General features: G+C 57.7%; 15 protein-coding genes and 2 pseudogenes. 15 read left to right on the top strand and 2 right to left on the bottom strand.

Annotated elements, in window-relative coordinates; all coding sequences use genetic code 11:
- Positions 1 to 109: 109 nt before the first annotated feature.
- Together MOV63_RS29770 and MOV63_RS29765 are read right to left on the bottom strand one after the other, a co-directional pair.
- Positions 110 to 508: pseudogene (locus MOV63_RS29770) on the bottom strand (HipA N-terminal domain-containing protein); the annotation flags it as partial.
- Positions 498 to 782, bottom strand: a complete 285-nt coding sequence (locus tag MOV63_RS29765; RefSeq protein WP_247039243.1) for a helix-turn-helix transcriptional regulator — start codon at positions 780 to 782, stop codon at positions 498 to 500. The pseudogene MOV63_RS29770 and the gene MOV63_RS29765, both read right to left, overlap by 11 nt.
- A gap of 781 nt (positions 783 to 1,563) precedes the next feature.
- Between MOV63_RS29765 and MOV63_RS29760 the strand changes: the two genes are divergently transcribed.
- The 15 genes and pseudogenes from MOV63_RS29760 to MOV63_RS33090 all read left to right on the top strand — a co-directional run bounded on the left by MOV63_RS29760 (position 1,564) and on the right by MOV63_RS33090 (position 12,320).
- Positions 1,564 to 1,872, top strand: a complete 309-nt coding sequence (locus tag MOV63_RS29760; RefSeq protein ID WP_247039241.1) for a type II toxin-antitoxin system RelB/DinJ family antitoxin — start codon at positions 1,564 to 1,566, stop codon at positions 1,870 to 1,872.
- Positions 1,869 to 2,159: a type II toxin-antitoxin system RelE/ParE family toxin gene (locus MOV63_RS29755; RefSeq protein WP_247039239.1), complete on the top strand. Its 291-nt coding sequence runs from the start codon at positions 1,869 to 1,871 to the stop codon at positions 2,157 to 2,159. The genes MOV63_RS29760 and MOV63_RS29755 overlap by 4 nt, the downstream gene beginning before the upstream one ends.
- A 311-nt stretch (positions 2,160 to 2,470) precedes the next feature.
- Positions 2,471 to 2,725, top strand: coding sequence for a FitA-like ribbon-helix-helix domain-containing protein (locus MOV63_RS29750; protein WP_247039237.1), 255 nt, complete (start codon positions 2,471 to 2,473; stop codon positions 2,723 to 2,725).
- Positions 2,722 to 3,141 carry a type II toxin-antitoxin system VapC family toxin gene (locus MOV63_RS29745; protein ID WP_247039235.1) on the top strand — a complete coding sequence of 140 codons (420 nt, stop codon included), beginning with the start codon at positions 2,722 to 2,724 and terminating at the stop codon, positions 3,139 to 3,141. Before MOV63_RS29750 ends, MOV63_RS29745 begins: the two co-directional genes overlap by 4 nt.
- A 523-nt stretch (positions 3,142 to 3,664) precedes the next feature.
- Positions 3,665 to 4,540: a pantoate--beta-alanine ligase gene (gene panC, locus MOV63_RS29740; protein ID WP_247039233.1), complete on the top strand. Its 876-nt coding sequence runs from the start codon at positions 3,665 to 3,667 to the stop codon at positions 4,538 to 4,540.
- Positions 4,537 to 5,358 (top strand): 3-methyl-2-oxobutanoate hydroxymethyltransferase, encoded by an 822-nt coding sequence (gene panB / locus MOV63_RS29735; protein ID WP_247039231.1) that lies wholly within the window; start codon positions 4,537 to 4,539, stop codon positions 5,356 to 5,358. Before panC ends, panB begins: the two co-directional genes overlap by 4 nt.
- 297 nt (positions 5,359 to 5,655) lie before the next feature.
- Positions 5,656 to 5,931: pseudogene (locus tag MOV63_RS29730) on the top strand (hypothetical protein); the annotation flags it as partial.
- A gap of 177 nt (positions 5,932 to 6,108) precedes the next feature.
- The gene (locus MOV63_RS29725; protein WP_247039229.1) at positions 6,109 to 6,771 is read left to right on the top strand and encodes a transcriptional regulator; all 663 of its coding nucleotides are present in this window, start codon (positions 6,109 to 6,111) and stop codon (positions 6,769 to 6,771) included.
- A 130-nt stretch (positions 6,772 to 6,901) separates the two neighbouring features.
- Positions 6,902 to 7,417, top strand: a complete 516-nt coding sequence (locus MOV63_RS29720) for a hypothetical protein (protein ID WP_247039227.1) — start codon at positions 6,902 to 6,904, stop codon at positions 7,415 to 7,417.
- A gap of 231 nt (positions 7,418 to 7,648) precedes the next feature.
- A complete protein-coding gene (locus tag MOV63_RS29715; protein WP_247039225.1) occupies positions 7,649 to 8,746 on the top strand; it encodes a GSU2403 family nucleotidyltransferase fold protein in 1,098 nt (365 codons plus the stop codon).
- A 74-nt stretch (positions 8,747 to 8,820) separates the two neighbouring features.
- Positions 8,821 to 9,627, top strand: a complete 807-nt coding sequence (locus tag MOV63_RS29710) for a hypothetical protein (protein ID WP_247039223.1) — start codon at positions 8,821 to 8,823, stop codon at positions 9,625 to 9,627.
- Positions 9,628 to 9,748: 121 nt separating this feature from the next.
- Positions 9,749 to 10,021: a hypothetical protein gene (locus MOV63_RS29705; RefSeq protein ID WP_247039221.1), complete on the top strand. Its 273-nt coding sequence runs from the start codon at positions 9,749 to 9,751 to the stop codon at positions 10,019 to 10,021.
- Between the two features lie 168 nt (positions 10,022 to 10,189).
- Positions 10,190 to 10,417, top strand: coding sequence for a hypothetical protein (locus MOV63_RS29700; RefSeq protein ID WP_247039220.1), 228 nt, complete (start codon positions 10,190 to 10,192; stop codon positions 10,415 to 10,417).
- Positions 10,418 to 10,581: 164 nt separating this feature from the next.
- On the top strand, positions 10,582 to 11,070 hold the full coding sequence (locus tag MOV63_RS29695; protein WP_247039219.1) for a CC0125/CC1285 family lipoprotein: 489 nt from the start codon (positions 10,582 to 10,584) through the stop codon (positions 11,068 to 11,070).
- 1,127 nt (positions 11,071 to 12,197) lie between these two features.
- On the top strand, positions 12,198 to 12,320 hold the full coding sequence (locus MOV63_RS33090) for a hypothetical protein (RefSeq protein WP_366518609.1): 123 nt from the start codon (positions 12,198 to 12,200) through the stop codon (positions 12,318 to 12,320).
- The last annotated feature ends 1,279 nt before the right edge of the window (positions 12,321 to 13,599 follow it).

The following is a 13,599-nucleotide window of genomic DNA, read 5'->3' as shown; positions in this document are numbered from 1 at the left end:
GTTCAACTTCTCCAAAGCCTCCGCTGCCTGACAGACCCGGATATCGCTTCGCGAAAGGGGCTGGTTCAGAGATACCGCCTACGTCAATGTGCATGGAAAATCGCGCTTACACATATTCTGTTGCCGATGCCTGAAAATCGAGGCCCCCAATCCGGTCGGAGCCTGACTGGAGCAGGAAGGTAAGCTCGCCGAGCTCCGGCATGCCGACGGCGTCGGGCGTCTTGCCCGTCAGCCTATTGATGATCACGCGGCGGCCCCAAGCATCGGGCGAGGCATCGCGAATACAGCTCGCCATCGGCAATCCGTTGATGGGCGTGATTACGCCCTCCCGAAGGGGAAGTTCAGGATCATAGATCGGAATGGCGCTCTTTCAGCTCCGGTAGCTGGCATCGTAGGCAAAGAGCAGGCGCTCGCGATCCTGCACGAGGCGCCCTGCCACAACCGGTTCAGTTGCCTCGGGGAGCCAAATCCAGACAAAGGCGTCTGTGGCGTTCGCCCTAGAAATCATCATCAACCTCCTTCACGGCGTGGCGGACGCTCTTGGGAAGCAGCGTCAGCTTTTCGTCTAGGCGGAAATTGTAAACCTGCAACATGCGCTCGTCAGATTCGAACAGACGCAGGCCGACGAGTGAGACGACCTCGAAGACGGTACCGATCTCGGGGCCCGGCGCGCCTTTTTCGATACTCGAAAGGGTTGTCCGACTGATACCGGCCCGGTCGGCCAATTCCTGCGCCGTCAGGCCGCGCTCGGCCCGGCCGATGCGGATCAGCTTTCCAAGCATGGTGAGGGCTTGGCGCGTCACTCGCGAATAGCTTCTCTTGCGGGGCAAGGTTTGTTACTTTGTCCATTTAAATGGACACAATAGGTACTCATGTCCATAATTCCAGGCACTGTGCCGCGAGTAAAGGACCAAGTCTAGTTTTGTTCATTAGATTGGTCATAAAGCCTCTTTGTGGTCGTAATTTTAAACGAGCTGAGCCGAGGTTGCCGAAATCCCGTTTTCCGGCGCTGATTTCTCCAATACGTCGATCTTCCAGGCCGACGACTGCGGTTATTTCGGCGATCCGGCAAAGGCTACCATGGAAAATGGCGCCTTGATCCTCGAAGCGACGGTTAGGGGACTGGCAGCTTTTTTGGAAGCATTCGCTCGTACACCGTTGTGGCTGGGAATCGCTTGTGACGCCGCCTCGCCGAGACTTACGCGTGAGATCTCAAATGCAAAACAAGCAAGCTGACCTCGCCGAATGCTAGCCGCTATCGTAGCGCAGAACGGCGACTACGGAAATGCAAGTCTTGTAGGCGATAGGACTAATGGATTCAGCATGTTAGCTCCTCTCTGAGGAAAAAACAGCGGCTTGTGTCGTTTAAAGCGACGGCATTTTAGAACCGGCTTGCGCGGCATACTAAGCGGGTTTTTAGGCTTCGTGGGGTGTGACGGGCTCAGCCGACTGCAGGAACGTCGACCTGTGGTCCTATGTATGCAAAAACATCTCCAGCATATAGAGCTCCCTGGCGTTTGTCATTCAATTGCATTACATAGTGCCTAGCAGAGGAACCCACTTATGGCCGCAAATGCTCTCGTTCAAACCCGCATCGATGCCGAGGTCCGGGATCGGGCGTCCGCCGTGCTCGAAAGCATGGGGCTGACGGTGTCTGATGCCGTGCGGATCCTGCTGACTCGAACTGCCAACGAAGGCTCTCTGCCGCTTGAGCTGGTGACCAGCAGCGAGGGACATGATGCCTGGTTCCGGTCGAAGGTGTTCGAGGCGTTGAGCGACACGCGGCCGGACATCCCGGACAATGAGGCCGAGGCGCATTTCGCGGAGCGTCGAGCAGCGGCCCGGCGCAGAGCACGCGACCTGAAAAGGTGAAGCTCGTCTGGTCCGCCTTCGCGCTCTCTCATCGCGACGATATATTCACGCATATTGAGGCCGATAATCCTGTCGCCGCGATCACGGTTGATGAACGGATCGTGGCTGCGGCCCGTCGACTTCAGGACTTCCCGGAAAGCGGTCGTCCCGGCCGGATTGGGGGACACGCGAACTGGCGTTCCGGTACGCCTTATGTCGCCGCTTATACAGTGACAGAGACTACAGTCCGCGTGCTGCGTGTTCTCCATGGGGCGCAGCAATGGACGGATGCTCTTCCCGAAGATTGACGCCTCAGGGTCAGCAATTTCGTCATTCCTCTTGTGAGCACTTTGGAATCCGCATCGATCGATGCAAGGACATTGATTTTTCACCGCGCTAGATAATCACCCAAGATGGATCTCAACTGCGCCAGACGTTGAATGGCGGGGTTTCGGATTCTGCTCCCATCACGGCGGAGGAGGTGAATCAATGTGGATTGCTCCATCGGCTTTCCTTCGCCGCAACAATCTGAACGCATGCATACGTAGCCTTCTTGAAAAGAAGCCATCATTATGTATACTTTGATATCAAAGTCATCGTTTCTGACAGGATGATATCAATGCCGGCGGTCACTATTCGTAATCTTTCTGATGAAACGCATCGCGCCCTGCGCGTGCGAGCGGCTCATCACGGCCGTAGTACGGAGGCCGAAATCCGTGACATTATTGAGGCCGCCGTTCGTCCATCGGAACGTGTGAAACTTGGCTCTTTACTCGCGGCCATAGGTCGGGACGCGGAGCTATCCAATGACGATGTCGAAGCCCTGCAGCGAGATCGCGATAAGGCGCCAGCCGAGCCGATGACGTTCGAATGATCTTGTTGGACACCAACGTGATATCGGAGCCATGGAAACCAGCTCCCAACGGGGCAGTGGTAGCATGGATGGATGCCCAAGCCATCGAGACGTTGTTCCTTTCCGCGATAACAATTGCCGAACTTCGCGTCGGGATCGCCGCCATGCCTTCAGGCAAACGGCAATCTGTCCTTCGCGATCGCCTGGAGGGCGAAGTGCTTCCTCACTTCGCAGAACGCGTCGTACCCTTTAATTTAGCTTGCTCCCAATTCTACTCGGAACTCATGGCGCGCGTTCGCGTGTCCGGGAAGGCGGTCGGCAAGGCGGACGGATATATTGCAGCCACAGCGGCGGCGAATGGCCTCGCGGTCGCAACGCGCGACACAAGCCCCTTCGAGGCAGCCGGATTGAAAGTGATCAATCCATGGTCCCAATAAAGGTGATATTCAGCTAAGTGTCCTTGAGTCCGATTTCCACCGAGGCCACCGAAGAGGAAGTGTTCACGACGGAGCCAAGGTCCTCCGTTTCAATGCGGCTATGCTTTGTCATACCCATTCTTCTCCCTTCTCCCGTATTTCACGAGCGCTTAGAATGGATGCGACATTTTCGGGAGCATACACTTCAGCGAGCTCTTCAAGCGTATTGCTTCGAACAAATGTGGTCTCCTTGTGGACGCTAGCCGGATCCACGGGGTTTCGCCCGTTCTCTGGCTGTCTCTTTTCTTGATTTCGCTTTCTGATTGTGCGCCATTCTCGCGTGAACCTGGACCAACCGAATTCGCCCCGCTTGGTGACGCGTGCCGGACGTCGCCGTCCCATCATCGGATGTGGCTCAACCTCTCAACAATCCGCCAAAGGAACTTGGTCTATTTAATCGGTTTTATCGAAAGGCCTGCATTGACCTGTAGCCGCGGTTGCTCTCTCTATCCGCGCCGATGTGATCGTGGCCAGGGAGGGCAACATGCGGGTCCTATCGAGCATTGAGGCGCTGCGCGCGGCACTTGCCGCAGCCAAGGCGAAAGGCGGGACGGTTGGCTTCGTTCCGACCATGGGTTATCTCCATGCCGGACATATGGAACTTGTCTCGCAAGCCCGCGCCGAAAACGAAATCGTTGTCGCATCGATTTTCGTGAACCCGCTTCAGTTCGGTCCGGCGGAAGACCTCAGTCGATATCCGCGTGATCTGGAGCGCGACAGGGCGATGCTGGAGACAGCAGGCGTCGATATCCTGTTTGCGCCGGGCGTCGAGGATATGTATCCGCAGCCCATGAAGACGGTGGTTGATGTGCCGGAGCTTGGATGTGAGCTCGAAGGCGCGGTTCGACCCGGACATTTTGCGGGCGTGGCGACCGTCGTCAACAAGCTCTTCAATATCGTCCAGCCGAGGAACGCCTATTTCGGCGAAAAGGATTACCAGCAGGTCGTCATCATCAAACGGATGGTCGACGATCTCGCATTGCCGGTGCGCGTCGTTTCCGTGCTGACGGTCCGGGATGCGGATGGTCTCGCCCTGTCATCCCGCAACGTCTATCTCAGTGGAGACGAAAGACGCGCTGCAGTCGTCGTCCCTCGCGCCCTGGACGAGGCGGAGCGTCTCGTCGCCCAGGGTCTCACGGACCCGCAGGTCCTTGAAGAAAAGCTCGCCGGCTTCATCGGTCGCGAGCCGCTCGCAAAACCGGACGTCGTCGCCGTCAGGGATGCCTCGACGTTGCAGGCTGTCGCGAAGATCGAGGATCCGGTGGTCGTTGCGCTGTTCGTGCGGATCGGCACGACCAAGCTTCTCGACAACCGGGTGATTGCGCAAAAAACCATGTCTGGGACAGGAGGAGCGCGATGAGTGCCGCGGGCTCCTTAAAGCGCCTGACTCCCAGTCGGATCCGGGCGATGAAGGGTGGAGCGCCGATCGTCTGCCTGACCGCCTACACAACGCCGATGGCGCGGCTGCTGGATGAACACTGCGATCTTCTGCTCGTCGGGGATTCACTCGGCATGGTCCTCTACGGCATGGAGAGCACCGTTTCGGTGACGCTCGACATGATGATCGCGCATGGCAAGGCGGTGATGCGTGGTGTCACCAGATCCTGCGTGGTCGTCGACATGCCCTTTGGCAGCTATCAGGAAACCAGGGAATTGGCCTATCGCAATGCCGTGCGCATTCTGCAGGAAACCGGCTGCGATGCGGTCAAACTTGAGGGTGGTGAAGAGATGGCCGAGACCATTGCTTTCCTTGCCGCCCGCGGCGTCCCGGTCCTTGGCCACATCGGCCTGATGCCGCAGCAGGTTCATACCGCGGGTGGTTACCGATCCGTCGGCCATTCCGACGAAGAAGTGGCGAAGATCCGGCGTGACGCCGAAGCTGTCGGCAATTCAGGAGCCTTTGCGGTCGTTATCGAGGGCACGGTCGAGACATTGGCTCGTGGGGTGACAGCAGCTGTCGCCGTTCCAACCATCGGAATCGGCGCATCGGTTGCCTGTGACGGCCAAATCCTCGTTTCGGACGACATGCTTGGGCTGTTCAACGACTTCACGCCGCGCTTCGTCAAGCGGTATGACGAGCTGGGCAAGAGGGTGGGGGCGGCCGCCGCAGCTTATGCGGGCGATGTTCGCTCCCGAGCGTTTCCGACCGAGGAGCATACCTTCAAACGCCGGTCGTGACGGCGTGGTTTGTCGAGCATCACAGCAGATGATCCGCCATCCCGACCGAGTTCCTGAAGTCGACCCAGGCACCGGTGCCGTAGGATTTGTAAGGCGGGTGCCACGTTGATTGGCGTCGATTGGATGTGGCGCAAGCCTTCATCGAAGCGATCGGGGCCTATGTCATCGGCGATGACGCCCTCTCAACGAGCGTCAAGTCGCCAGATATCGACCCCAAGTGGCCAAACGCACTTCCAAAAAGGTGCCTTGGTGCAGTGATTACTCGGTGGCTGAGACAAGGCCCATGCAGCATAGACAGTCGAGATCTGGCAAGCGGACGAAAACGGCGAGTACGATCGTCACGGCTTCCGCCTGCGGGGGCATCAGTTCACCGATGAGCAGGGACGCTGGTGGTTCAGCACCGTCGTGCCAGCGTTGTATCCGGGACGCACGCGACACTTCCATTTCAGGGTTCAACGGCCGGGTAGAGATGTCCTGACAACGCAGCTCTTCTTTCCGGGCGAGCCGGGCACCTTTCGCGCTACGCCGAAAAGGCGGTCGCATGAGGTCACGCCAAATAAGGAGCATGCATGATCGTGACCTCTGTCGATCCCCGCGGCGCTGGACCGCGGCTTGGTCTTGTAGGCCCGCGGTCGGGCCGGATATCGCCGTGGGTCTGGACCACCGGGGCGATAGAGGTTATCTGCAAGCCTTGCTGCGATGCCAAAAGCGTCGCCGAACCATCACCGCAGACACCCAAGGCCTCTCAAAGTGAAAAAAGTCCAGCGCAGCTTTGCCGTCGAGTACAAATCCGGTCGGCGAAAAATGAATTCCAATCCGAACTCGATCTGGGGAGACATGGATCTCAAGTCCGTCGCGCAGGATCTGCAGGACGAGGCAATGCCATCCCTGCCGGAAACTTCCAAGGTCGGCAGCAACGGGGCGTCTTCTCCTGGAGAAGAACAGGCCGCGGCGTTGTTGACACTGCCGATTGAGCAGGAGACAAATGCATCGGCTTTACAGGAGACCATAATGGCCGACGAAAACAATACGATGACTGATGCTGACACGCCGGCCGTAGCGGCGCCCGACGCACCGAAGAAGGAGCGCAAACCTCGCGCCAAAAAGGCGGCGCCTGAAACTGCCTCAGCCGCAGTTTCGGCGCAATCGGCAGCGGCTTCGAATGCCGCAGCGGTCAAGCCGACGAGAGGACGCAAGGCAAAGTCCGACGAAGGGGCGACAAGCGCCAAACGTGCGCCTGTCAGACGCGCTCCGAAAGCCGTGCAGGCAGCGACCGCACCGTCGGTGGCGGCGGTTGACGAGTTTGCGGATCTTCTGCAGCTGGAAGAGGAAAACCAGAGACTGCGCAAGCAGCTGGCCGAGAAGCTGCGTGCTGAAAATGCGGATCTGCGAAAGCGGCTCAACCTCGGTTGATCGGCAGCCGTCAGCCAAGCGCTGGCCGCATTCTCATGCTTATCGAGATGAACATTTTGGCGGCGGTTATTCCTGCCGCCAACGCTTTTGGCCGCAGCCTGCCTGTGGGGTAGAATTCGAGGTCGAATAAATGGCGTCTCCATGGAAACTCCTTGCCCGGCTGGTGTCACCGCGACGTCAGCAGCGCCAAGAGCACCGCTCGACCGATGACGTGAAGCCGGACGTATTGGCCATCGCCAAACCGATTGAAACGGTCGCCGACATCGGGTTAAACGCCGCGGATCCTCCGATCGACGAAAAGCCGGTCGCTTACGATCCATCGGAGGCGGTGTCAGCGGACCCGGATCATCCCGAAGAAACGGCAAGCGGTGTTCACGGCACGGTCGATATCGAAGGCGCCAGGCGCGTGGAGGCGGCTGATCCGGCCTTGGCCGATGACGCCGGTACGGCCGCACGCGACGCACTGAAACCCTCGCAGACTGGCGAAGGTGCAACGCGAAAGCGCGGCACGCGGGGCAAGAAAGCGGCTTCTGACGATGCAATCCGCCTTGATGAGGAGATCAGGCTGCTGCGGGACCAGCTGGCGCGCAAGCTTCAGCTGCAAAATGCACAACTGAAGAGGATGCTGGAACGGTTCGAACGCTGAACGTGGCATTGTCCATCGCGCCTAATGAACCAATGCAACCTGGCTCGGGAAAACTGAAACCACGCGCTCTTCTGCTCCGCAACTCTAGTTCCAGCTTGGAGTTCCATAAGATAGATTATGTGACCACACCACCTTGTCGGGTACATTCCATGCGACAAGCCTCTTTCCTTCCCCTTCTAATCCGGTTAAGACCATTATCGCAAAAATGGTCACAACTACTGGAGGCTTGGGATGAAGTCGATCGATCTCATGTATCAGACGATGCTGGCCGAGCTGGCGCAGCGGGCCATGGACGCGGCATGGACAGCCGACTTCCCTGCGGAGGGTCGCTTCATCACTAGCGAGGTCAAGGGCAAACGATACTGGTATTTCGACATGCCGGATGGCGTGGGTGGAAAGAAGCGCCGATATGTCGGACCCGCCGACGACGAGGAGATCGCCCAGCGTGTCAACGACTTCAAGCGCGACAAGGACAGCCTGCGTGACCGTAGGCGCATGGTCGCATCGCTCACCCGGCAGGGAGGCATGATCGCCCCCGATGCCATGTCAGGCGACATCGTGGAGGCTTTGTCGGCGGCCGGGTTGTTCCGGCTGCGCGGCGTTCTGATCGGGACCGTGGCCTTCCAGACGTATCCAGGAATTCTCGGCGTGCGCCTTCCCGTGGCTGCCATGCTGACCGGGGACGCGGACATCGCACAGGACTACGCGATCTCCCAGGAGGTTGAAGACACCCTGCCGCCGATTGTCGATCTTCTGCAGGCCGTCGATCCGTCATTCAGGCCTGTCCCTTATCGATCGGGATGCGCGGCTTCCAGCGCATTCCAGACGGCGAGCGGCTATCGCGTCGAGTTCCTGACCTCGAACAGAGGCAACGACGACTACATCGATCAGCCGTCCCGGATGCCCGCCCTCGGCGGCACAAGCACGGATCCCTTGAGGTTCCTAGACTACCTCATCCGCGATCCAATGCGGACGGTACTGCTGCACAAGAACGGTGTTCCGGTAACAGTCCCTGCTCCCGAACGATATGCCGTTCACAAGCTCATCGTCGCATCCACGCGCCGAGCTGATGGGCAAGGCCCCCTCAAGCGTGACGAGGACATCCGACAGTCCGCCCTCCTCATCGAAGCCCTAGCCCAGACGCGCCGTCATTCCGATCTCGCCCTAGCATACACAGAGGCCCGGGATCGGGGGATCGCATGGCAGGAAGGGATCACCGCAGGGGCCGCCTTGTTCTCAGAAGCCGAGAAGGAAAGCCTGATGGATGCCCTGAGGATCGGAGGCCAGCAGATTGGGGAACAGGTCACCATGCCGTTCTCCCGGAAGTAGAGAACGAAGTGCTTGCCGAGGCAGGCGTAGCCATAGGGACAGTCCATACGACCGTCGTAGGTTTGGATCAGGGTATGTTGAAATTAGGTATTGCTGAAAAATGGCATCGCGAAGCGAAAACCGATCCACGGCTTAAACCCATCATCGAGGAGGTCGAGAAAGCTTATAAGGTTCGGATCGCCGTCACGTCAGATCCTGAATGGGCGAGCGCACCAGATAAGAAAACAGCCGAGATCGAGGTTTCGGATACATTGCGCCCCCTGCCCTCCTTCGCCCACGAGTATCTCCATCTTCGACTGTCGGCTCGCGGCTATCGACACATCCTCGCCAGCATCAATTTCAACCTCTCAAAGAATGCTGCCATTGGCAGGCTGCTGTCAGCTCTTGATAATGAGCTTCAGCACCACCGCATGTTCGATGACTTCGTAAAGGCTGGGTTTGACGGCGTGGATTTCTACGCGGAGAGCGACGGTGGTGCGCACATTGCGGTCAAGAAACAGATTGAGGCGCTCACATTCCAGAGCGATCCTGCCGATGCTCTGCCCTCTTTCTTGTCGGTCATTGCGCCAGGTGGCCGCTGGCCCGACGATGAGCGAGAAGCTCTGAGGCAGCTCATCGAGAAAACTTGCCCCGCCGCTACATGGAGCAAGCTGCTGAAAATCGAAGGCATCATTGATCGTTGGAAACAGCAAGATGGTCTGAATCCGCTGAACACTATCGCGGAGATCCTTGAGGCACTGGGCGGATATGATGACACCTTCATCGGAGAGAACGTCACGACATACCCGTGCGACGGCGCGATCCTGCCTCGAATGAACATGAACCCGACTTTCGACAAGGCAGTTCGCGACGCTCTTGCCGCTCAACATGGAAAACAGTGATTAACCGTGTCCGCGTACAGTTGTAGGGACGATACCGGAGACAGTCCCCACGACCATTGAGAGCCTCACCTAAAAGGAACTGGCCGACCGCCTCGGCTGCAAGCTCGAATCCGCTCGCAAAATGGTCCAGCGCAAGAAGTGGCTCCGGGTTACCGGGAACGATGACACCGTCAGGATTCCGGTTCCCATGGAGGAGCTGCCGTCCCGAGACAAGTCCGAGGACAAGCCGGAAGAGAAGCTCGTTCCTGAGCTACTTCTGAAAGCTCTCGAGGTGGGGGTAAAAATCCGGATCCGGCCGCAGGTAGCGATCACCGAGAAGTCTGCCGACGATGTTTCGGTAGCGGTTCCGGTCTGGCGGAATTATGAATGCGACCGAGATTTTACAGCTTCTTAGAATGGCCTGACCTGGCGTCGGGAGGGGGGGCGGATTGCTGAAAGCCTAGTTTGAGTCCAAGCGTAAGCTACGTGATCGGCAGCAGCTGCGACACATGCCCTCAGCTAAGCGGAACGATCATGTCCGGATCTGGTTTAACCCGCACTCTTGACGTTAGTGGAGGCCACCATGTGGGCAATCCTGATCGGTGCCGCTCTCATAATCGGCGGACTTCTTTTTCTTTTTTCGTCGGCACTTAGCCGAAGACCGAGTGATCCGCATCAAATGCCGCAAGGAGGCAGCACGCTGGAACCCCGGCGCCAAGGCCTCAGGTTCCTCGGAGTATCCAAGAACTGGCCGGCCCTAGCCATTATCGCGGTCGGCGCACTTCTATTGGCTATCGGTGGGTATTCATGACGCTCGACAGCGCTTAACCGTTCCAAACGATTAAGCTGGGTCGCCGCGCGTGGGATGAGCGGCGGAAGAAGGAAGAGCCATAAATCCTTGTGGTTTCTACCGCAATCCAACTCGACTTTTGCGCGAATCCCTGATTTCCTTGCCACGGGGAAAGGGGAAATATTATGCTTCTAAAAATCGCAGCTGTCGTAGCATTGGCGCTGGCGCTCGCCGGCTGTCAAACTCAGTATCAGGAAATGAGTTTTACCGGCGGCGTCTCTGCGATGCCGATAACGAGTGACACCTATCGCATCATATCCCGCGGGAACGGCTACACGGATGCCGTGACCGTCCAAGACTATTCGCTGCTGAAGGCAGCCGAGACAACACTCGCCACCGGCAACACCCATTTTCTGCTCGTGTCGGGAAACGACGCCACCAGTAACACGGTCGGGCAGACATCCGGTCATATGCAGACGAGCGTCTATGGAAACACCGCGTACAGTACTTATACGCCGGGTACGACCTACAACATCGTGAAACCCGGCCAGGATCTGATTATCAAGCTTTTCAACTCCGCCAAAGGCCCTGTTCCGCAAGGAGCAGTTGCCGCGCAGGAGGTCTATAACAACATCAGCCCGCGCGTGGTTCGCCCGAAGAAGCCGGCAGCCTGACGCCTATAGTTGCCCTGAGTTGCGCGCTGCGCCGCTGGGTGACCTCCAGAGGTGGTGGCACGCTGCCAGACGAAGAGAAAGAACGCCCTAACTTTTCGGATTTCAGACGGTGGCTCCCTGCCAATGGTTACGGCGAATACATGAGCTTCCGTTCAACCGAGGGCGCCAACGAAGCTGCTGACGTTCGCCCGACGATATTCTCCGGCTGGTCCGTCGATATCAGCAGCTTGAGGATATGTCAGACCTAAGTACGACGCGAACGGTTATCCGCTATAGCGGGTATACCCGCCACGGCCACGGCGGCCACTCGCGTGACCATCTGCGGAAGGAGGAGGCGTCGTAGCTCCGAAAAAACGAGCGCTCCGAAGGGTGCTGCCCTTTCATCCTTGCGAGTCGCCCCAGCAGTGCAGGCGAGCAGCCGAAGGCCGGCTGGCCACTCAACACGCCGCAGGGCACGATTGCACCGGAACCAACCGACCGACCGCGCGTTCACGTCGTGTCGCGAGGGCAAATCCCCCGTCCCTCAATAGATTGTTCGTCGCCCCACGAACACGCTCTCGCGACACCCTCACTGCGCCAATCCGCCACATGCAGTTGGCTTGCCCTCACTGATGCAGGGGGGCATACCGGCCCCGCGATGCGCTGTTGGATACACTCTATCCACGGGGTCGCTGCCCGACGCAGTGATCACACGAGGCCTGTGTCGGGCTTCTCTCGGATCTCCACCACTCGTCGGCTCGCCGAATGCCTCTGACACCAATTCAATCCGCGCGTAAGCTTCTCCTTGGTCGGGATCGACTGGCTCAGCCAGGACATGACCCACCGTTCCGATAGCCTGGATGTTGCTCTCGGCTTCGATCATAGCGGCGACAAATGCTCTTACTTCATCCTTGGTCATAGCTGCAGTTGAACACATCATTGCCGCAGTGCAACTGACGGAATTGGTAGTACGCACTACGGCGCTTGCAGTGGAGCCCGGAATTTTCGTGCGTATGCTACGAAGGTGATCCCATCTCGGATGATGGCGGCATTGTGACAATGAATACGATCGTCCCCGGTCGGATTCTGACAGAGATGCCCCTGCCCTGCGTCTCACCTGCAAATCGGGCAGCGCTTGCCAAATCCCTGTGGGCCGGCTCGGCCAACCTGACGATGTCGCCGCGGCTGTCGAATTCCTGACATCCGCATCGGCGGGCTTCATCAACGGCGCGATCCCGGACGTGAACGGCGGCGAGTTTCTACCGATATGACGAATGCTATAGGATCCTCCAGGGCAGCTTGCTCGGCTTTTCGGGATTATGGAAAGGGGTCCTTGCGACCGGCACTGCAATGTGACGCGCATTTTTCAGTTCTTCGATAGCCAGAACGACGCTCAACCGTGCCACCTGCCCAGCACATCAAGATTAATCAAATGACCGACCAGCGCATTCCGTGGACGATACGCTGGATGCATTGCTCAAACGCTGCGTTCCTCCCATGGGAGCAGTGGTGTCCGGGCGCACGCGCAACTCGAAATGACAAGGATAATTAGCAACTCAAGTCTGGAGGATCACAGCAAATCCTCAAGCGGTACCCGAGCTTGCTGTGCGCAGCCGGAGTGCCCTCCACTACACGCACGGGAAAGTAGTCCTTCACACACAGCTTCGCCAATTATCTAATTTCGCGTCGATTTTTCCCATATATCGGCGATATAAATGTATGACTCTCTTGCAACTACGGAGTTTGCTCTGGTAATGTTCTGGGATAATAAATAACAGCTGAAGTTTTTAAGGACGTTGCTAACCGACTGATGTTTATTGCGAAAATTCCGATCTCCATCAGATAAAGCGATGCCATTGGTCGAATGACGGGCCTCGATGCATGGGAGTGATTGCTCTATCCGACCGCCGTAACTGGCAACGCAATTACAGATTGCGCGCACCTCAATTTAATGTGATTTATAGTCAGTTTCATCTCGAATCACGGGGAGCAGATGCCGGCGCTCAGGGAGAGGATGGTTTTACAGAACTGGCCAGGACGGCGACAGTCGGAAGCAGACAGACAATACGAACGCGATATTGAGAGTAATCGGACGGATGTAACTTGCGGTAGTTTTCACCGTCGGAGGATTCGGCGTGACCGAGCGTCTTCTTCGATACGAAATTACCGACACTAGCGGCTTGTGACCTTCCAGTGTCGAACTTTACGATGCCTAGGGGGATCTGCTGCAGACATTCACGGCTTAGCAGTCGATCGGACTACTGAGAGAGCTAAGCCGTTGCCCCGGACGTCAGATGATAACAGGCCGCGCCTAGACCTATAGTGACCGGCCAGACCCAAAATGGGCGGTCACGGAAATCGACAAACCTGCTCACTACCTGCGTTCGTTGCATCAGGCTCTCGACTGCATCCGCGCACTAATTATATTTCGAGATGCTACATGGATGATGAAACCGATGACTTCTGGGCGCTCTTGGCCCAACATGCCCAAGTCGTAGCAAAGATAGACAATTTGCAAGCCAAGTCGCATCCCACGATCGAAGACAAGCA

This window comes from Neorhizobium sp. SHOUNA12A (assembly GCF_023006505.1).
Taxonomy (GTDB): Bacteria; Pseudomonadota; Alphaproteobacteria; order Rhizobiales; family Rhizobiaceae; genus Neorhizobium.
Note: the sequence above shows the minus strand (reverse complement) of the source record. Positions and strands in the feature narration are given on the sequence as shown.

Excerpts from the sequence above, each read along its gene's own strand:
- MOV63_RS29765 (WP_247039243.1), bottom strand. The coding sequence starts at position 782 with ATGCTTGGAAAGCTGATCCGCATCGGCCGGGCCGAGCGCGGCCTGACG.
- MOV63_RS29760 (WP_247039241.1), top strand. The coding sequence starts at position 1,564 with ATGGCCGCAAATGCTCTCGTTCAAACCCGCATCGATGCCGAGGTCCGG.
- MOV63_RS29750 (WP_247039237.1), top strand. The coding sequence starts at position 2,471 with ATGCCGGCGGTCACTATTCGTAATCTTTCTGATGAAACGCATCGCGCC.
- MOV63_RS29745 (WP_247039235.1), top strand. The coding sequence starts at position 2,722 with ATGATCTTGTTGGACACCAACGTGATATCGGAGCCATGGAAACCAGCT.
- panC (WP_247039233.1), top strand. The coding sequence starts at position 3,665 with ATGCGGGTCCTATCGAGCATTGAGGCGCTGCGCGCGGCACTTGCCGCA.
- panB (WP_247039231.1), top strand. The coding sequence starts at position 4,537 with ATGAGTGCCGCGGGCTCCTTAAAGCGCCTGACTCCCAGTCGGATCCGG.
- MOV63_RS29720 (WP_247039227.1), top strand. The coding sequence starts at position 6,902 with ATGGCGTCTCCATGGAAACTCCTTGCCCGGCTGGTGTCACCGCGACGT.
- MOV63_RS29715 (WP_247039225.1), top strand. The coding sequence starts at position 7,649 with ATGAAGTCGATCGATCTCATGTATCAGACGATGCTGGCCGAGCTGGCG.
- MOV63_RS29710 (WP_247039223.1), top strand. The coding sequence starts at position 8,821 with ATGTTGAAATTAGGTATTGCTGAAAAATGGCATCGCGAAGCGAAAACC.
- MOV63_RS29705 (WP_247039221.1), top strand. The coding sequence starts at position 9,749 with ATGGTCCAGCGCAAGAAGTGGCTCCGGGTTACCGGGAACGATGACACC.
- MOV63_RS29700 (WP_247039220.1), top strand. The coding sequence starts at position 10,190 with ATGTGGGCAATCCTGATCGGTGCCGCTCTCATAATCGGCGGACTTCTT.
- MOV63_RS29695 (WP_247039219.1), top strand. The coding sequence starts at position 10,582 with ATGCTTCTAAAAATCGCAGCTGTCGTAGCATTGGCGCTGGCGCTCGCC.